The following is a 19,004-nucleotide window of genomic DNA, read 5'->3' on the forward strand; positions in this document are numbered from 1 at the left end:
AAAAGCAGGTCGAATTTCGACGCCGATCGCCATTGTCACCGATCATACCCAACTTGCCAACACGACTGCGTGGGCGAACGTTCTGATCACTTTTGGTAGGAGCCGGTCAGTTCGTTTGGCTTTTTGGGATCGAGTTGCCAGTTGGCCGGCGGGATAAATCCACGGTTGCCTTCGGAGTACTCGGGAACACTGTCGCTCGGTTGTAACTTGCGATAGTCCACTAACATCTTGCCCAATCGGTCACGCAGGCCAGTCTTCGAATCGACAAGGTTTGCCTTTTCGTTGGGGTCCTTGGCGAGATGAAACAGCTCGACGCGGTTGGTTCCGTCGCTGAGTTGTTCGAGTGATTTTAAGCGTGGGCCGTTGACTTTCAGTTTCCAGCCATCCGCGATCACGGCCAAGTGTTCATCCTGTTCGCCACTTTGGCCATGGTAAGAAAACCAAGGACGATTGAGCGCAGTTTGATCGCTGTTGTTTCCGGTCAAAACATTCAGCAAACTGATCCCATCGACCGGATGGGTTGTCGCATTGTTAGCCGTGTGACCGGCGATGTCCAACAACGTTGGCATCACGTCGATGTATCCGCAGAGCACGTCTGAAGATTGACCCGCTGTGATTTTGGCGGGCCATTTGACGGCCGCAGGAACACGGATACCGCCTTCGTAAACGGTCAGTTTACTGCCACGGAGCGGGTCGTTGTTTTCACGGATATTGCCGACGCCGCCGTTGTCGCTGAGGAACCAAACGATGGTGTTATCTTCTTCGCCGGTTTCGCGAATCGCGTCGAGAATCTTGCCGATGCCTTGGTCCATTTCCCAGATCATGGCCGCATAGATCTGTTTTCGGGTCGGCTCTTTACGGTTGCCGTCTTTCATCGACGCGAACTTTTCGATCGCTTCTTCGTGTGCTTGGAAAGGCGAGTGCGGCGCGTTGAATGGGACGTAGCACAGGTAGGGTTTGTCATCGCTGGCAACATCTTTGATCCAACTCGACACCGATTCTGCGATCAGGTCGGTCGCGTAGCCTTGCTCGTCCGATGCGTCATAGTTGTCATGCCAATCACGAACGTCTTCGCGAGTCAATTCGAAGTAATCGATCGCGCCGTTGTAGTGGCCATGGAAATGGGTGAATCCGCGTGCGACTGGGTGCCATTTAGCGCGTCGGTGACCGAGGTGCCATTTTCCGAAGATGCCACGATGTTCGTAATCCAGTTTGGCGAGTGCTTCGGGCAGTGTCGTTTCGTCGGTTGGCAATCCGAAATCTCGATAGGGTGGGATCACGGCGCGGGCCAGCCCATAGCGGATCGGATAGCGTCCGGTCATCAATCCGGCGCGGGTGGGCGAACACATTGGAGCGACATAAAAACGATCCAGTTCCATCCCGGACTGTACGATCGAATCGATGTGCGGGGTCACGAAGTCAGTGTTGTGGTATCCGACGGCATTCCAGCCCAAGTCATCGGCCAACAACACCACCACGTTGGGCTTGGTCTGTTCCGCATTTGCATCGCGTAAGTTGACTTGTGAGCAGGCGGCAAAGAACAGCAGCGCAGCCAGGGGGCGGATGCGGTGTGGGGCGAGCGGCATCGTTAAATCAGCGTTACGAGAGGAAAGCCAAGCAGGTCGAGCGAATCCGTGACGCGGACGTTGCTCGAATGGAGAACCGATGGGCGTCCATGATAGCCTGCACCGAAGCTGATTTCTCTTGTGATTGGGCGGAAAGATATTTTGCCCGTTTGGAGTGCCGGCAGTATCCGCGCATGCAAAAACCCGGTTCCAGTGTGCTGGAACCGGGCTTCGTGCAAGCGGAAATCTGTCGTGGCGGACTACAATTCGGGCGTCGTGTAAGGTTCGACGTCGCCAACCATGTGGAAGTGGTTGTGGTCGATGTAGACGACTTCAACCGCTTCACGATCATGCAATGTGTGTGGCACGGGGTACCCGACCATCGTCTTCTCTTCGAAGTAGATCGTGCACTTGTAGTGTGCGTGGTGCAATTTCGCTGGGCCGATCAAAGGATAGAATCGCGGTGGATCGACGTAGTCGGCGATTTTCTCTTTGATGATACGGACGTCATTGCGTTGTTTTTCATACAGCAATGGGATACCGCCTTGTACAGGGCGAGCTTCTTCCAGAGCGTGCATGATTTCGTCGTCGCTTGGTGGGTCCAAAGCGACGGGGGCACCACCGGAGGTGGTTGGGCCCAGGATCGGAACACGGTCGTATCGCTCGTGTTTCCAGAATTCCTCTTCAGCCTTGTGCTGGTAATAGGGGCTGACGGGGATTGGGTATCCGAGGAAACCCAAGCTGTATCCGCCGCTGACTCCATAGCAACCGGTCGATGTGACGGCAGCAACAGCCATTGTTGCCAATCCCAGTTTCCGAACGAGTGCTGACAGGGCACCCGATCGTCGGCGTGCCGCGGGGACAGAACCGATGTTCTGCTCACCCGATTCCTGTGCACCGGTTCGTTGACAGTTCGTCTTGATGGTCATCCGAGCAACCTTCCGTGGTGTTCGTTAACAGTGCCGCCGTCTCCGCGCGGCTCTTTTCCGCTTGTAGAGTCACTTATCGTGTGAACTTATACGGATCTTGCGGGTAATTCAGGACTTTTGCCGATTCACCGTTCTCTTCATCTTTCCCCGGCTCCAGAAAGCCCGGTTTGCACCAATTTTTGCGGATCTGCTCGGCAGTCGCCTGATTCCACTTGAGTCGAATTTCGAATTTTCCTAGTTTCCGCTGCGACTACTTCGATGGTGCCCAATTTGTGATGCGAGACGCATCGCGAAAGTGCCGCTCCCGGACAAATCCCGGTACGAACGGGATGTCAGCGGCTGGCGTTGGAAACGCCGGTTGGCACGTCGAATGACCCACCTTACCGAAGATCTCGAAAGTCAGCGATTCAAAGGAGTGATCGTTATGGTCCTGCCTCTCCGACCCCTCGCAACTCTACGCACTGTCGCCGTCTTGGCGGGGGCGTTGACGTTTGCCACGTTCGCCGGCCCGCGATCGGCCCACGGCGAAGAGTCCAATCCAGTGGTTGCCGTTGTGAACGCCGACCCCATCACTCGGCAAAACTTGGCTGATGCGACGCTACAGCGTTATGGCAATTCCGTTTTGGACAACGTCATCATCAACCGTCAGTTGATTTTGGAAGCTTGCAACGCACGCGGCATGCAAGTTAGCCAAGCCGAGGTTTCCGAGGAAATCAGCCGCTTGGCCACCAAGTTCGGTTTCAGCGTGCAGGACTATCTCAAGCTGCTCCAGGACGAACGCGATATCGATCCCGGTCGCTACGGTCGCGAAATCATCTGGCCGATGTTGGCACTCCGTAAATTGGTTGCCGACCAAGTCGAACCGACCGAAGCAGAGTTCAACCGTGCGTTCGTTTCACAATATGGTGAAGCTGTCAAATGCCGAATGATCATGGTCGGCGATGAACAGAAAGCGAAGATGCTGCATCGGGAAGCGGTCGCCAACCCTGCCAACTTCGCTAACTTGGCCAAGCAAAACAGCGATGACGAAACCAGCGCAAGCGTTGGCGGACTGATTCCGCCAATCCGTCGCTACATGGGTGACACTCGTCTAGAAGAAGCCGCCTTCGAATTGAACGAAGGTGACGTGTCGGAGGTCATGCAAGTCGGCGACCAATGGCTGTTCGTTCAAGCCGTCCGCCGTATGCCTGCCACCGTGCCGAACGCACAAGCAATGCCCGCGATTCGTGAGCAGATTAACGATCAGATTCGCGATCAAAAGATGAAGACTGCGGCAACGGACTTGTTCGGCAAATTGCAACAAGAAGCGAAAGTGATCAAGGTGTTCGGCAATCCCGAACTGGAAAAACAGTACCCCGGCATCGCCGCGATCGTCAACGAAAGCCGGATCACCAATGCTCAACTGGCTGCGGAATGTGTCAAACGCCATGGCAAGGACGTCTTGGATGGCGAAATCAATCGCAAAGTCCTGAACCAAGCCTTGGTTAAAGCTCAGAAGACGGTGACCCAAGCCGACCTTCAAGGCGAAATCCAGCGTGCCGCAAAGAGCTACGGTTTCCTGAAAGCGGACGGGTCGGCTGACCTGCAAGCGTGGATCGAATCGGTCACCAGCGATGGCGAAACGACCTACCAGATCTACGTTGACGATGCCGTTTGGCCAAGCGTCGCGCTAAAGAAACTGGTCGAAGACCGTATCGAAGTGACCGAGCAAGATTTGCAAGTCGGCTTCGAAAGCAACTTCGGGCCTCGCGTCGAAGTCCTGGCTTGCGTGTTGGGCGATAAACGCACCGCACAAAAGGTCTGGAAGATGGCACGCGATAACCCGTCGGAAGAATTCTTCGGTCGCTTGGCGGAGGATTACAGCGTCGAGCCAGTTTCGGCGAGCAACAGCGGGAAGGTTCCCCCGATTCGCAAGTACAGCGGTCAACCGACCATCGAACGTGAAGCGTTCAAGTTGCAAGCGGGTGAATTGAGTGCCGTCATCGGCGTCGGCGACAAGTACATTTTGCTGAAGTGCCAGGGACGCACCAAGCCTCTGGTCAGCGACCCCAATGCGGTCCGCGAAGAACTCGTGCGTGACCTGACCGAACGCAAGTTTTCTGCCGAGATGGCGCAAGAGTTTGACAAACTGAAAGACGCCGCCGAAATCGAAAACTACTTCGTCGCGGTTCAAGAGATCGCTTCCGCAGCTCGCGCCAAAGCAGCACAGCGATAACAATCAATCGTCTGACGAAACAGAAAGCACCGGGCCTTGGTGACAGGGTCCGGTGCTTTTTCATTGGTGCGAAGAGTGCAAGGCCCCCAATTCGTTTATCGCATTTTTGCGACCGCCGCGTGGATTTCTTCGATCACGTTTGCATCCAGGTCACTGACCATTGGCAACATCGATCCCGTTTTGGCCACGCCAGCCGCTTCGACGGCGTGGTGCAACACACGAATGGGGCTGTACTGGTTGCGAAGATCTTCCAGCGGCAGGAACCACTCGCGGATCGATTCCGCCTCGTCAAACTGTTGGTCATGGATGGCGTGCATCATTTCCATGCTGCGTGCCGGTGCGACACAAACACACCCGCTGGTGAATCCGGTGATCCCAAAGTCTCGCAGGTGCACGATGGCAGGCTGTTCGCCGATGCCGCTGACGATTCGTTCGGTCGGAAAGACATCGATGATCGAACGCAGGTAGGAATCGTCAGCAGGATCATCACGGACGACCGCGTATTTAATCCACGAGATCACGCCGTCTTTTTCCAGGGATTCCACCAGCGATGGATCCAGCCACTGATCAAATTTCAGATACAGCACCAAAGGCTTGCCCAAGCGTTCGGCAAGTCTGCGGACACCGCTCGCGCAACCGGCTTGGTCGATGACATCACGTGATGGCAACAGCATCGCGGTCGCAAACGGGAATTCACGCAGTACATCGACTTGGTCACAAGCCAAACCGTACGCGGGGCCAATCGATGGTACGACGGTGGTTTCGTCGCTTGTGCTTTCGGCCAGCACAGAGAGCGTTGACGCGAATTCACTCAACCGAATGTGATAGAACAACGCGTTGCCGCCGTAAAGCAACGAGCGCACACCGCCGTCTTCGAGGAAACGGATGATCTTGAGGTTTTCATCGCGACAGACTTCGCCATTGGCATTGCGAGCCAAAGGCGGAACGGCAAATACGCTTTCACGCAGATGCGCGGGATCGAATTCTGAGTTTAGCATCTTCTTTGTCTAGTGAAGTCCTGCGATTGGCATTGGAACGCGATAGACGCCCGTCCGCGCGGTGACATACATGGTTTTCCAATCGTCGCCACCGAAGCAAACGTTGGCCGGTATTTGTGGGAACTCCACCAATCCCAGGAACTCACCATCGGGCGAAAAGATTTGTACGCCGAGATCCGTCGTGACGTACACGTTGCCTTTAACATCCAATGTGATGCCGTCCGCACCAGAGTTGCTTTTGCCCTCGGGCTGCTTGACGTGGCAAAACGTTTTTGCGGGACTTAGTTTTCCAGGGCCGAGAACATCGTAGACCAACATTTCCGCTTGTCCGCTGGGGCAGACATAAAGCTTGCCGCCGTCGGGCGACAAGCCAATCCCGTTGGGGGCTTTGATGTCCGAGGTGACACGCGAGACACGTGGTTCTTCGTCCTCGGATGGGGCGATGTAGTAGACCGCTTGGATCGTTTGTGGCAGTGGCGTGGGGGCGCTGAACAGCGGATCGGTAAAGTAGATGCCGCCTTGGCTGTCGACGATCAAATCGTTTGGCGCGTTGAATCGTCGTCCGCCAAACTTGCCAGCGATCGGAGTTGCTTCGCCAGTTGTGATTTCATACTCGACGACCTGGCCGTCCATCTGGCAAGCTCGGATTTTGCCATCTGCCGCGATCAGGATGCCGTTGGTGTGTTTGGACTGGTCGGTGAACAGTTCCACGGTCCCATCGGGCATGACGCGATGGATAGAAGTGTTGGGGATGTCAGAAAAGAACAGCGTTTTCGATTCCGGTTCCCAGGCCGGGCCTTCAGTAAACGTGTAGCCGTCTTTGATCAGTTCCACCTTTCCGGTGGGTTGGATGCTTTGTTGCGATTCCGTTTCTTGCGCGAAGGCAACATTTGCCCCCGCAGATGCCATGAGCAGCGCTTGCAAACAAGCCGCCGCGACCCATCGTTTTGTCAGTCGCATTCGTCGTCTTCCTCTTCCGTTTTTCCGGTTGAAACGCTGAAAGATCTAAGTCAGCAGTTCGTCACGCAATCGTTCGAAATAATCGAGGATCGGTCGAGGGAATCCTTCGGCGTTGATGACGCCGGAGTGAGCTTGAACGTGTGTCTCGTTGTCGGCCCAGCCGTCCCATACGATTCCGTGAACCATATGCTTGGCCAACAGTGTACGCACTAATGGGCCGGCTGTGCGTAGCTGGTTGGCGGCCAGCTCCGCTTTGTTGTCACCACTGATCAACGTTCCGGTTTTGATCTTTGCAAAATCGTCTGTTCCACAGTCGCCTGGGATCGTCAATTGGACCAACATCGGGATGCCAAGTGTCGCCCAGCGGTCCAACATTTGGCCGAAATCCAGCGCCGATCGTGGCAGCGTCGCGTCGGCATCGTAGTTCAAGCGAACGTCTAGGCCGATTCCTGCCATGCCCAAACCGCTGCGCGCGATCGCGTCGGCGAAATGCAACGCCGAGATGCCATCGCGGTGTTTGGCCAGGTATTCGCCGAACGGCTGATCAAACGAGATGATCGCGGGCGTATTGGGGTCCAAACGGCGGACCGTTTGCAAGATCGCGACGGCGACACGCATTACCTGCTCGTCGTCCAAGCGAATCGGACCGGGCGTGTTCAAGCCGGTCGCACAGTTCCACAGGTGAACCGAGCCGCGGTATCGATTGACAACACGCTCGGTAAACTGCGTGATCGAACTGATGAATGATTCGAAGTCATCTTCGATCAGATAAAACCAAGCGGGCATCATCTCGCTGCGAAAATCCAGCAGCGGTCCACACAGGATTTTCATCCCTTGTTCACAGCACCACTGGATCGTGCGGTCTGATTTTTCGAAGTCGTACCGCCCGGCTTCTTCTTCGATGATCGACCAGTTCAAACGGATCGCAGCCGTATTGAATGCTTTGACGAATCTCGCCGAATGTTGTGACCGTGTCGGTGAAGGTGGCAGAACGCTTCCGGCCAACAGTGTGCCAAGCTGTGGTTCACGCTGTTTGCGATACGCGATCGATTGCAATGCAAACGATTCGCCCAAGTCAGCGATCGCGTTCTCCAGCGTCGCGATCGCTTGCAGTGCCGCTTGGGAACAGGCACTTAAATCATTTGCCGCTTGAACCGCATCGAGAAATTGTTGCGTCCCTCGCTCAAGCAATTCGCCGAAGCGATCACTTAACGACAGGCCTGCGCGTTGCCAGGTGTCCGATTGCACACGAGCCCGGTAACAACTGCCACGTGCCAGCTCAAGAAACAGCGGGTAGGGTTTTTCCGACGGCATCAGCGTGCACGTGGAAAGCGTGCGGTATCCAAGGCCTTTCGTAGGGCAGGTCAAATACAGCTTTCCAGAAGTGTCGACCGGACGACTGATCGACAGTAAACCTTGGTCTTTCTTGTGTCGGCATTCCCAAGGGACGCCTTCGATGCCACAGATATAGGCGTCCTTCCACAGCGTCTGCTTGAGCAACAGCGTCGAATCTGGGGGAACGGCGAAATGAAACTGCCCCATGGCGTGCGCTGAACGATCCGAGACTAAAGCTGAGATGGAATCCGTTTTTCGGGTGCTCAGTTTACCCCGACTCCCGGATCGACGCGACTGGTGCAAAAACCGCGCGCAGCGCTCGCTGGCCCACTGCTCACCTGGGGGAGAACGTCCCTCAGACACATCGCGGCGCTATGGTTGTGAACACGAATCGGATCTCCAACAATGCCCACCGACGCGTCTCGTGTGTTTGTCTTCAACCGTTCGGTGGATCATGTCGAATTCGGCACCCTTTCAATTTGATGACTCCGGTGCACTGCTGGAAACCCAATTGCCACTCCCCCGCCGCAGCGGCAAGGTGCGGGACGTGTACGACCTGGGTGACGAATTGTTGGTGGTCAGCACCGACCGAATCAGCGCGTTTGACTATATCTTGCCTTGTGGGATTCCCGACAAAGGCAAGCTGCTGACCAAGATGAGCGAGTTCTGGTTTGATCGTCTGGAAGTCAAGCATCACCTGCTTTCCAGTGAGGTCCCCAAGATACTGTCCGATCAGTTCGACACTCAGCCGCTGGAAGGCCGGATCATGGTCGTTCGCAAAGCGGACGTGGTGCCATTCGAATGCGTCGCGCGGGGGTACTTGGAAGGCAGCGGATGGAAAGAATACCAAGCGACTCGCGAAGTGTGCGGCAATCGCTTGCCTGACGGTTTGACGCAGTGTGCCGCGTTGCCCGAAGCGATCTTTACGCCGGCTACCAAAGCCGAAGAGGGGCATGACGAAAACGTCAGCATCGGCCGTATGATCGCAGATGTCGGTAGCGACCTTGCACTGCAGCTGCGCGATCAGACGTTGCGGTTGTACAAAGCAGCCGCGGGATATGCAAAATCGCGAGGCATCATCATTGCGGACACCAAGTTTGAATTTGGCTTGGTCGACGGTGGTGAAGCGATTTTGATCGACGAAGTGCTCACACCAGACTCGTCCCGTTTCTGGGATGCGGCGACTTACGAACCCGGTCATTCACAGCCATCGTTTGACAAGCAGTTCGTCCGGGAATGGCTGATGGCCAGCGATTGGGACCGTAATTCACCCCCACCCATCTTACCCGCCGAAATCATCGAGCAAACCGCCGCCAAATACCAAGAGGCCTTCGACAGGTTGGCAGGTTAGGCGAACGGTTTTCCTGCTTTGGCTTTCCCAGTGCTAACCAAATTTGTGTGGGGTAGATGGCGTGACTTCGTTCCTGCGCTAGTTCCGCTCGCCGCCCAAACTTTTTTGCGGGAGAGGGGTGATTGCTACGCTGTCTCTGGTCCCAATCGACCGACGCAAAACCTCGATTCAGCACTGATCGGAGCGATTGCCATGAACCGCGACCCAGACTCCATTTCATTTGCACGCGACCAACGGGCCCGCGCCAATGAGATCGCGAACGAGGTTTGGCAAATGGTGCGTGCCCGACGCTGCGGCGATCGTGAAGCGCCGGTCCGGAGCAGCTCCCTCTCCCCCTCTCCCTCAAAAGCTTCGCGGCAACGTTGATCGATAAAACAACGTCTTTCTTGCGAAGCTTTCGAAGGAGAGGGGAGCCAGAATGGGTTGGCGTAGCGATGCTCTCTTGTATCGCGATCCGGTTTTGCTGCTTTGGCTTTCCCGATTCCATCCGAATTTGCGTGGGGCACATGACGTGACTTCGTTCCTACACTGGCTCCCCTCGCCGCCCAAACTTGTTTGGGGGAGAGGGGGATTGCTATGCTGTTCTGGACTAAGTCGACCGACGCAAAACCTCGATTCGCCACTGATCGGAGCGATTGCCATGAACCGCGACCCAGACTCCATTTCATTCGCACGCGATCAAAGGGCCCGCGCCAATGAGTTCGCGAACAAGGTTTGGCAAATGGTGCGTGCCCGACGCTGCTGCGGCGAAAAGTTTCGGCGTGAATACCCGATTGATCCGTACTGCACCGACTTCTGCTGCGTGGCTTTAAAACTGGTGATCGAAGTCGATGGCGAGCATCACTTCACCGAAGAAGGCCGAGCGTATGACCAAAATCGAGATCAGTATCTAAGAGAGCTCGGTTACGAAGTGCTGCGGTTTAACGGCTTCGATGTCTTGCGAGAACCAAAGCTAATTCGTGATCAGATCGCTGCGGCGATCGTCAAGCGCCGGTCCGGAGCAGCTCCCTCACACCCGGCCCCTCTCCCTCCAAAGCTTCGCGGCAACGTTGATTGATAAAACAACGTCTTTCTTGCGAAGCTTTCGAAGGAGAGGGGAGCCAGAATGGGTTGGCGCAGCGATGCTCTCTTGCATCGCGATCCGGTTTTGCTGCTTTGGCGTTCCCGACGCCAATCAGGTTTACTTTGGCGGCGTTGCTTGCCGTTTCGCTAGACGACTTTGCAGTGATGCAAAATCTCGTTTGCGGTGGCTCGGTAGCCGACATAGAAGGGGCCGAACTCGGCGTACTTAGCGCTCGCTTTGTCGAAACGCATCTTGTAGACGATGTCTTTCAAATAGTCTGGGTTTCGGCCCCACAGGGTGACCATCCATTCCCAGTCGTCGAGCCCGACGCCGACGGTGATCAGCTGCGAAACCTTTCCGGCGAACGCGATGCCGCTTTGCGCGTGCTCGGCCATCATTGCGTTTCGGTCGCTGTAAGTCTCCATGAACCAGTTCGCGCCAGGAACACGCGACTTGTTCATCGGATAGAAGCATGCCGCTGGCCAGTCCGGGAACTCCGGACGCAATCGCTGTTCATTCATCATTGGCAAGCGGCGTTCATAGGCGGCGACCTTGGCATTCAGCTCGTCGCTGCCTTCTTCGGAGCCTTCCTTAATCAGCCGAGCTCGATACTGATCGATGGTCGGCACGTACTCGCTGACTTCGCTGATCGAGACGAACGACCAAACGGCTTCGATGAATTGCCCGAGAGGCGGTGCGATCAGTGATTGATGGACCGCGTCGACTTTTGCCGGATCCGGATCCATCACAACGATCGCGAAATCCGCTTCGTGGCCGCTCAACCAATACGCTGCCAACCGCTCCGGTTTCGTTTCATCCGATGGGGCGAGTGCTTTGCGAAAGCTTTCGGCACAGCCGGGGGACAGTACGTGCGCCATCGATTCGCGGCGAAAGCGATACAGGAAGTGGCTGCAGTGCCAGCCTTTTTCTGGAATTGTCGACGGTTCAGGAAGCGGAGTGGCGTGTGGATTTGGGCGACCGGACATCGGCAAATGCAATCGTGTAAGGGAACAGCCTGGCAATGTTGCGGCGGCAGCGGGCGGAAGGCCTGAATGCGCGGCGCTGCAGGCATTAGCATCCCATGAATAGGGCCGACGCGCAAGGTGTGGTGTGCCGTGACCGGCTGGATCACATCGCCGCTTGTCGGTTTTCGCGACGGGTGACTTGAGGAAATTTTGAATCAATCTGGAAAACAGACACGGGGGGATGCTAAAAGCGGGGTCCATGCGTGTTGTTGCAAACGTGGCGGCAATTCCTTTTCCCTTGGGGCGGTCCGGCTGAGCCGATTGTTGGGCTGGATACGAAGTGAGAGGTTGCTCCGGTTGCTCGTCCGCGCGCGGAACCACTTATCTTTCCCCGGCAGATGCGGCGATACGAATCCCAGGTCGAATTTCCGGATTCTCGAGCACGCAAGGAAGCAATCGGGATGCAACGACGTCAGTTTCTCTCCCTCACGGGATCGTTGGCTGCTGCGGCAGCTGCTAATCAGGCATTCGCAAAACCACCGCACTTGGTTGAGCCGGTCCATCGGGTCGCGAATGCAAGTATCGCCCCCAACCCGCCTGTCAAGGTTTCGACGCTGGATGCGGCATTGACTCATGCGCGTCAATCGCTGGACCTCTGTCGCGAAAACGTGTCTGACTACACCGCGTTGTTAGTCAAACGCGAGCGAATCGGCGACGCGCTGGGGCCGCACGAATACATGACCGCGAAGATCCGCTGCCGCAAGGTTACCAACGGACGCGTGGTGCAACCGCTCAGCGTTTACCTGAGCTTTCTCAAGCCGTCGACAGTCAAAGGTCGCGAGGTGATCTACGTCGAAGGCGCCAACGAGGGGAACATTATTGCCCACGAGGGCGGCTTCAAAGGACGCTTTTTGCCGACCGTCCAGCTTTCGCCCACCGGTGCCCTGGCGATGCGCGGCCAGCGTTACCCGATGACCGAAATCGGGGTCGAGAACTTGCTGGTCAAGTTGATCGAGCGTGGTGAGCAAGCTCGTCATTTACCCGATGTCGAAGCTGACATGCGGCAAGGGATCAAAATCAACAACCGTCCGTGCATGCTGCTGACGGTGACTCAGCCTTCTCGCCGCCCTGACCTGATGTTCTATCAGGCCAAGGTTTATATGGACACGACGCTGAACTTGCCGATCCGCTACGTCGCTTACGATTGGCCGAAGCCTGGCCAAACCGATCTCGAAGTGCTCGAAGAGTACAACTACCTGAACTTGGAAGTGAACGTCGGGCTGACAGACAAGGACTTCGATCCTAACAACAGCTCGTACAACTTCTATTGATCAATCGATAGCCGTTTTATTGCAGGCTGGCACCGCGACACGCGTGCTTCGGGTGCCGGCCATACGACCGTTCTGAATTCCGGGTGTGGAGTTTTGGAGCGGTCGATCCTAGGACGCGATTCTTGCCGTACCGCTGCATCATGCGGGCCGGCCCAGCGTGGGTTCTCGCCACGTGATTCTGCCGAGCGCGAGTCAGCCCAGAACAGGCGGAACTCGAAAGCACTCTTCGTCTGATGCGGGGGCATTCGATAACGCGGCCTCGCGATCTAAGCCCGGCTTCAATTCGTCGACACGCCAGCAATTGTCCACGTCCAGGGCGGTCGTCATCGGTTCAACGTCGGACGTGTCGAGTTCCGAGAGCTTGTCGATAAAGCCCAGGATGCTGTCAAGTTGCGGCGCGAGATGCTCCAGTTGTTCTTGGGAGAGCTCGAGGCGAGCAAGCAGAGCAAGTTTCGCGGCGTCGTCGGTGGTCAAAGCCATGGCGAATTCTAAGCGGAGCGTTCAAAAAAAATGGCGGTGGAGAGCAGCATTCAGCATAGCGGTCAACGCTAGACCGGACGAGACGGCAACTGGCGAAGCACGCTGTCGTTCGTCACCGTCCGCGCAGCAAAACACAGCGCGGCGAAATTGAATTCGTTGCGCTGTATTGTGATTTGGCACGAAGGGCGATTGAGTTTGGCGAGGGCGCCGAACTACTTGGCGCCGCTGACGTCAAACGGCTTTGTCTTGACCGTTTTGCGGATCGCACCGCTGCGGATGCACTGAACGCAAACTCGCATCGACTTGTTTTCGCCTTCGGGGGTGGTCACGTGGACCTTTTGCAAGTTCGGGACGAACTTTCGGCGGGTGATGCCGGTGATCTTCGTACCAACACCGCCCAGGTACTTGGCCTTACCGCGGGTTTCGATGCGGTTGCCCATCTGAACTTTTTTTCCGCAAACTTCACATTGACGTGCCATGGCGCCGCTCCCCAGCGAATCTGCCGGGGCTCCTCGATTGAATCGTTAATCGTGTCTGTCTCAAGTGGCCGGCGAATCACTTTTGCCGGGACAGCTTGTCACTAAGTTGTTTTGTGAAAACAGTTTGCAGCGTATCGGTTGCGTCCGATAGAGATCGGATACACCCCGCCGTCTTGTGGTGGAGAGAGGTTGAAATCTCGATTTCGACACCGCGCGGAACGCTGCAGAGCGGCAAACTATACAAACCTTGGGCAATCGGCGAAAGAACCATTCTTGGGACGTATTGGCGGCAAATGGTTTCTTGAGCGATTCGTGGAAGATTCATAAAGAATGTCTGTCGGGTGACCGAAAATTCTTCCTAGTCGCTCAGCTTATGCCAACACGCATCGTCGTGCGACGCAGGTCCTTCCCCCCCACGCCTCTGTTGACCATCTTCGTTGAACATGTCGAACCAGCACACCTCCAACCAGCCCACCGTGTCAGCCAAGTCGCAGCTCGATTCGACACGTCGGTCGGCGATTGGTCGCCGAAGCAGCGTTTACCAAGGCCTTGCTCGTAGAGGCGTCGCTTGGACTCTGATGATCGGGCTGTTGGTTTCAGTTTCAAGTGGATGCAATGCGTTGACGGCCGCCGGATCGAAATCGATGGGCGCAGGTGCGTTGGACATCATGTCACCCAGCCCAAGTATTTTGTCACCATTCGCACGGCGTGGTTCGAAGTACCGTATGTCAGACGGCTCGGATGTGCAGCTTGGTTATGCGGCGGACGGATCGATGACGATGGAGACGTATCAAAAGATCCGCCAGGCGAAGGCACAGAACGCAGTCGTCTTGCAGGTGACGAACGATAGCGAGCCGGTACGTGTGCTGCCGCTTCCGTCTGGGCAAAACTCGGCATTCGTCAGTGAGCTGCTGACTCAGACCGGTTTGCTGAAGAAGATGAAAACAATCGAAGCGACGGTTTATCGTCCTACTCCCGATTCGATCGAAGGGGCGAAAATGGTGGTCCACTTCACTGACGAGGACACCGTCGATCCGACGACAGATTACTGTCTTCGCCCCGGGGACCGTATTCAGGTCGCCGAAGCCAGTATCACGCCGCTGCAAAGTTTGACCAATGCGGTCATGCGTCGCTAATCGTGGCGTCGCAGGCGTTGCTGCAAAATTTCGCCGCCTGATGGTATCCTGCGAAATGGTATGATAATGAGAGCTCACGATGGTCCTTTGAGCTCACGATTCATGTTATTTCGCCAAGCTGTTCTGCATCATGTCGCAAATAGTGCATTGCCCCAAATGCAAGTCCGCCGTCTCGATCCAGGCGGCCCAATCGGGGATGCGCATCCAATGTCCCAGTTGTCAAAAGGCTTTTTTGGCACCAACGGTTTTGGGGCAAGGCGGCGCATCGGCTGAAGACGAAGATTGGTTGTCGCTTGACAACACGCCGCCTGCGGCAGCAACCGGCGGCTCGGACACGGTTTCCGCTCAGCCGGTCGCTCCAAGTGGCACTCTTCCGGCCGACGATGAAGATCCATTTGTCAGCGACGACCCGTTCACGCTAGAGCCAGTCGTGGAACGCCCTACCGCCGACAATCCGTTTGATTCCTTACCCGACCTGTCGTCCTTTGGCGATCAGTTCGCAGGTAGCAATATGGCTGCGAGTCATCCGGGCAACGCAGAACCCCCGGTCGAATACGAAGACGATTTTCGCGTTCGCTGTCCGGTTTGCGAGTCAATGATTTCGGTCACTGCCTCGCAAAGCGGCAAGACGATCAAGTGTGGCGACTGTCACAGTGATGTTCGAATCGGCAAGCCACCCCGCAAGAAGCAAAAACAATCGCCTTCGCTGGAAACCGCCGCGACGTTCCGTTTCAGCGAAGCGAAGGAGGGCAAGCGTCCGAGTGACCCGATGCAGCGTAGTGCCGAACAGCTATTGGCCGAGGCGTCGCGTGAAGAACCGGACGAAGAGCAGCAACTCGCGATGGCCTTTGATGCGCCTAGCATGGTCGATTGGCTGAAGAGCGTGTTTGGGATCTTCTTGGACGTCGGCGTGCTTGTTCACTTGCTTGGGCTTTCGGTGATTCTGGCGGTTCCTGCAGCGGTGATTTCGCCATACCCGAAACTGTCGATTCTGCTGTTGCCGCTGGGGTTGCTGGGCACGACGCTGGCCGTTTCCTGTGGCTTTGCGATTTTGTTTTCGGTCGCCAATGACGCCGATCGCGTCGAAGATTGGCCGACGGTCGACCCGGCGTCTTGGTTCGACATGCTGTGGCTGGTGATTGCGGCGACGGCGATCTCGGTCGGCCCAGCCTATGTGATTTCGACCGTTTTTGCCGCAACCCCGATCATGACGTTGTCACTGGTGATGTTTTGCGTGTTCACGGCGTTCCCGATCATCTTGTTGTCGATGTTAGATATGGAAACGGTGACAATGCCGTTTTCCGCCGATGTCGCAAAGAGTTTGACCCGATGCCAAGACGACTGGGGCGTGTTTTACTTCGCCACCGGATCGTTGTTCGCGATGCTGTTCGGGTACTTCATCTTTTGTCCCGAAACGCCGATCGGTCTGGGGATCGGCATCGTCCTCGCAATCGTCGTCGTGTTCTTGTACTTCGCGATCTTGGGGCGACTGGCGGTCGCGATCAGTGGTGTCGTAGAGCTTGGATCCCTTGAAAGCCCTGCGGACGACGAAGAGCCAGCAGCGTGATTCAGTACGGTCGCGTACTGATGACGCCTTCACTGGGGCTGGATGCGGTTCCGTAAAGCCGCTTGGGAATTCGTCCTGCAAGGTATGCGTGTCGTCCAGCGATGGCCGCATGCTTCATCGCGATCGCCATTTGAACCGGATCGCGAGCGTGGGCAATCGCAGTGTTCAGCAGCACTGCGTCGCCACCAAGCTCGAACGCTTGACTGACGTCACTCGCAGTACCGACACCGGCGTCGATGATCACTGGGTAATCCGGATCGTCTTCTTTCAAGTATTCCAGGATGATCTGCAGGTTGTTCGGATTCAGTAATCCTTGGCCACTGCCGATGGGGCTGCCCGCAGGCATCACGCTTGCGGCACCGGCTTGTTTCAATCGCTGGGCGGTGACGGGACAGTCACTGGTATAGCACAGCACCTGGAACCCTTCCTTTGCCAGTTCGGTACAGGCGGCGACGGTTTCGGCGGGATCGGGGAGCAGCGTCTTGCTGTCGCCGAGCACTTCCAGTTTGACCCAATCGGCACCCGGGTTGCCGAGCGTGCGCAGGATTTCGCGTCCGAGTTTCGCGGCGCGAATCGCGTCGGCCGCCGTGTAGCAGCCTGCGGTGTTCGGAAGCAGCGTGTAGCGGTCCAGGTCGATGAAGTCGAGGATGTTCTTGCCGCCACGCTCATACAGACGCTCGCGGCGGACGGCCACGGTCACACAGTCAGCGCCCGACGCGTCTAAACTGTCACGCATCTGCTCCATCGTGTCGTAGCGACCGGTACCGACGATCAAGCGACTGGCGAGCTGGTGGCTACCGACGCGCAGCTGAGATTCGTTGTCGGAGTTTTTGCCGGGGGTGGAAGAGGTGACGGAGTCTGCGAGCGACACGTTGATTCTGGTGAGGTTGGGGAAAGTCGGTTCAGCCGCCGCCGACCAGCGTGACGACTTCGACGTCATCACCCGACCGCACGACGGTGTTGGCGTAGTCTTCGCGTGGTACGACGTCCGCGTTGACTTCGACGGCCAAATAATTCGGCGGCACGTCGACGGTGTCAAGCAACTGCTGCACGCTCATTTCGGACTCCAGTTCAACCGGACTTCCGTTGACGGTAATCTTGATCATGTTTGATACGGATGACGCGAGGACCATGGTGGCAATCAAACCATGGTAGTGGTCGGGACCGAAGTTGGTCAGGCCCGATATCGCGAAGGGGCGTCAAGGTGAGCCAGTCGCCGCTTACTCCCAGAAAACCAGCGGTTACTTTCCCGGGGTGTGACGACGACAATGGAAAATCAGCCGATGGCTAAGCGTTAAAAAGCTAGCCATCGGAAGGATTGCCTATTCAAGCGAGATGCCTTCTCAGGCCAACTCAGTCATTCGATTCGTCGAATGCGGCGTCGAAGGCACGTGTGCTGGGCGAGAAGTCCAGCTTTTTGGTGAACTGGCACGCTTCGGTTGCACCGAATTCGCGATCCATCCCGCTGTCTTCCCATTCGATCGACAGTGGGCCTTGGTAGCCGATGTCGTTGAGTGCACGGATGATTTCTTCGAAGTTCACGCCGCCACGACCGGGGCTGCGGAAATCCCAGCCACGGCGGGCGTCACCAAAGTTGATATGGCTGCAGTTGATGCCGCTCATTCCGTCCAGGGTCACAATCGCGTCTTTGATGTGGACGTGGTAGATGCGATCGGGGAATCGGCGGATGAATTTGACGGGGTCGACACCTTGCCAAATCAGGTGGCTGGGGTCGAAATTGAATCCGAATTCGGGGCGATGGTCGAGGACTTCCAGGGCTCGTTCGGCGGTGTAGATGTCGAACGCGATCTCGGTCGGGTGGACTTCCAGGGCAAAGCGGATTCCGCATTCACCGAAAACGTCCATGATGGGATTGAAACGCTCGGCCAACAGGTTGAACCCGTCGTCAATCATGCTGGGGGGAACCGGCGGGAAAGAATACAGCAGGTGCCAAATGCTGCTGCCGGTGAATCCGTTGACGACTTCGACGCCGAATTTTTGTGCCGCACGGGCGGTGTTTTTCAGTTCTTCGATCGCACGCTCGTTGACGCCCGCCGGGTCCCCGTCACCCCAGACGTAATCCGGAAGGATCGCTTGGTGGCGTTGGTCGATGTTGTCCAGGACAGCCTGTCCCACCAGGTGAGCACTGATCGCGTGGCACTGCAGGCCGGCTTCGTCGAGTGCTTTGCGTTTATTGTCGCAGTAATCGTCTTCGGCCAACGCCTTGTCGACTTCAAAGTGATCACCCCAGCAGGCAAGTTCGATCCCGTCGTAACCAAAACCTTTCGTTTTTTCCACCATTGTGGTGAACGGAAGATCTGCCCATTGACCGGTAAAAAGAGTGACGGGACGCGCCATGGAGAGCTCCGGAGGATTGATGTGATATTGGGGTGGGTGGGAAGAAAACTTGCCGCGTATTGTGCGCCGGATTCCTCTCGGCCTGCAACAACCCTAGGGCAATTGCCGAAAGACACTGAAAACACCCGTTTGACGGTGAGGTAGTGTCAATCGACGTCACCCGACAAACTCGCATCAACCCGCAGCGTTTTGCACAGGACGTCAATCCACGTTCTCTTGCCGGCTGAATTTCGTTGAGAGTCGGCCGGCTTGGCTTAGAATGGTGGCGTGTC

At 56.4% G+C, this 19,004-nt stretch carries 17 protein-coding genes; 6 read left to right on the forward strand and 11 right to left on the reverse strand.

Translation table 11 applies throughout. From position 1 onward, the window contains the following. Positions 1-86 precede the first annotated feature (86 nt). Both CGZ80_RS01555 and CGZ80_RS01560 read right to left on the reverse strand, forming a co-directional pair. Entirely contained in the window at positions 87-1,586 is a 1,500-nt protein-coding gene (locus tag CGZ80_RS01555; RefSeq protein ID WP_094411016.1) for a sulfatase-like hydrolase/transferase, read from the reverse strand. Positions 1,587-1,825: 239 nt separating this feature from the next. Continuing rightward, a complete protein-coding gene (locus tag CGZ80_RS01560; RefSeq protein ID WP_315851397.1) occupies positions 1,826-2,362 on the reverse strand; it encodes a hypothetical protein in 537 nt (178 codons plus the stop codon). A 556-nt stretch (positions 2,363-2,918) separates the two neighbouring features. Here CGZ80_RS01560 and CGZ80_RS01565 point away from each other — a divergent pair. Beyond that, positions 2,919-4,709: a peptidylprolyl isomerase gene (locus tag CGZ80_RS01565; protein WP_094411038.1), complete on the forward strand. Its 1,791-nt coding sequence runs from the start codon at positions 2,919-2,921 to the stop codon at positions 4,707-4,709. 95 nt (positions 4,710-4,804) lie between these two features. Here the strand turns inward: CGZ80_RS01565 and CGZ80_RS01570 are convergent, their stop codons facing one another. Genes CGZ80_RS01570 through CGZ80_RS01580 form a run of 3 tightly spaced genes read right to left on the reverse strand, consistent with a single transcriptional unit; the run spans position 4,805 to position 8,209 of the window. Beyond that, positions 4,805-5,707: a dihydrodipicolinate synthase family protein gene (locus tag CGZ80_RS01570; protein ID WP_094411017.1), complete on the reverse strand. Its 903-nt coding sequence runs from the start codon at positions 5,705-5,707 to the stop codon at positions 4,805-4,807. 9 nt (positions 5,708-5,716) lie between these two features. Beyond that, the gene (locus tag CGZ80_RS01575) at positions 5,717-6,667 is read right to left on the reverse strand and encodes an SMP-30/gluconolactonase/LRE family protein (protein WP_094411018.1); all 951 of its coding nucleotides are present in this window, start codon (positions 6,665-6,667) and stop codon (positions 5,717-5,719) included. 45 nt (positions 6,668-6,712) lie between these two features. Next, on the reverse strand, positions 6,713-8,209 hold the full coding sequence (locus CGZ80_RS01580; RefSeq protein ID WP_094411019.1) for an endo-1,4-beta-xylanase: 1,497 nt from the start codon (positions 8,207-8,209) through the stop codon (positions 6,713-6,715). 247 nt (positions 8,210-8,456) lie between these two features. Here CGZ80_RS01580 and CGZ80_RS01585 point away from each other — a divergent pair, with 247 nt between their 5' ends. Next, positions 8,457-9,353 (forward strand): phosphoribosylaminoimidazolesuccinocarboxamide synthase, encoded by an 897-nt coding sequence (locus CGZ80_RS01585; RefSeq protein ID WP_094411020.1) that lies wholly within the window; start codon positions 8,457-8,459, stop codon positions 9,351-9,353. A gap of 640 nt (positions 9,354-9,993) precedes the next feature. Further along, positions 9,994-10,410, forward strand: coding sequence for an endonuclease domain-containing protein (locus CGZ80_RS01590; protein WP_158222502.1), 417 nt, complete (start codon positions 9,994-9,996; stop codon positions 10,408-10,410). Positions 10,411-10,562: 152 nt separating this feature from the next. On the opposite strand, the gene hemQ is transcribed toward CGZ80_RS01590, so the two are convergent. Continuing rightward, positions 10,563-11,402: a hydrogen peroxide-dependent heme synthase gene (gene hemQ, locus CGZ80_RS01595; protein WP_094411039.1), complete on the reverse strand. Its 840-nt coding sequence runs from the start codon at positions 11,400-11,402 to the stop codon at positions 10,563-10,565. Positions 11,403-11,842: 440 nt separating this feature from the next. Here hemQ and CGZ80_RS01600 point away from each other — a divergent pair, with 440 nt between their 5' ends. After that, on the forward strand, positions 11,843-12,712 hold the full coding sequence (locus tag CGZ80_RS01600) for a DUF1571 domain-containing protein (protein WP_094411040.1): 870 nt from the start codon (positions 11,843-11,845) through the stop codon (positions 12,710-12,712). A gap of 192 nt (positions 12,713-12,904) precedes the next feature. Here CGZ80_RS01600 and gatC read toward each other — a convergent pair whose 3' ends face one another. Together gatC and rpmB are read right to left on the reverse strand one after the other, a co-directional pair. After that, positions 12,905-13,192, reverse strand: a complete 288-nt coding sequence (gatC, locus tag CGZ80_RS01605; RefSeq protein ID WP_094411022.1) for an Asp-tRNA(Asn)/Glu-tRNA(Gln) amidotransferase subunit GatC — start codon at positions 13,190-13,192, stop codon at positions 12,905-12,907. A gap of 212 nt (positions 13,193-13,404) precedes the next feature. Beyond that, a complete protein-coding gene (rpmB, locus tag CGZ80_RS01610) occupies positions 13,405-13,671 on the reverse strand; it encodes a 50S ribosomal protein L28 (RefSeq protein WP_094411023.1) in 267 nt (88 codons plus the stop codon). A gap of 476 nt (positions 13,672-14,147) precedes the next feature. Between rpmB and CGZ80_RS01620 the strand changes: the two genes are divergently transcribed. Both CGZ80_RS01620 and CGZ80_RS01625 read left to right on the forward strand, forming a co-directional pair. Next, the gene (locus CGZ80_RS01620) at positions 14,148-14,807 is read left to right on the forward strand and encodes a hypothetical protein (protein ID WP_143543690.1); all 660 of its coding nucleotides are present in this window, start codon (positions 14,148-14,150) and stop codon (positions 14,805-14,807) included. 232 nt (positions 14,808-15,039) lie between these two features. Then, positions 15,040-16,374: a hypothetical protein gene (locus tag CGZ80_RS01625; RefSeq protein ID WP_143543691.1), complete on the forward strand. Its 1,335-nt coding sequence runs from the start codon at positions 15,040-15,042 to the stop codon at positions 16,372-16,374. A gap of 1 nt (position 16,375) precedes the next feature. Here CGZ80_RS01625 and CGZ80_RS01630 read toward each other — a convergent pair whose 3' ends face one another. The 3 genes from CGZ80_RS01630 to CGZ80_RS01640 all read right to left on the reverse strand — a co-directional run bounded on the left by CGZ80_RS01630 (position 16,376) and on the right by CGZ80_RS01640 (position 18,732). Next, a complete protein-coding gene (locus CGZ80_RS01630; RefSeq protein ID WP_233148163.1) occupies positions 16,376-17,182 on the reverse strand; it encodes a thiazole synthase in 807 nt (268 codons plus the stop codon). A gap of 94 nt (positions 17,183-17,276) precedes the next feature. Continuing rightward, a complete protein-coding gene (thiS, locus tag CGZ80_RS01635; RefSeq protein ID WP_094411028.1) occupies positions 17,277-17,480 on the reverse strand; it encodes a sulfur carrier protein ThiS in 204 nt (67 codons plus the stop codon). 247 nt (positions 17,481-17,727) lie between these two features. Next, a complete protein-coding gene (locus CGZ80_RS01640; protein ID WP_094411029.1) occupies positions 17,728-18,732 on the reverse strand; it encodes a sugar phosphate isomerase/epimerase family protein in 1,005 nt (334 codons plus the stop codon). Between the last annotated feature and the right edge of the window lie 272 nt (positions 18,733-19,004).

It is taken from the genome of Rhodopirellula sp. MGV (assembly GCF_002251265.1).
Lineage (GTDB): Bacteria > Planctomycetota > Planctomycetia > Pirellulales > Pirellulaceae > Stieleria > Stieleria baltica_A.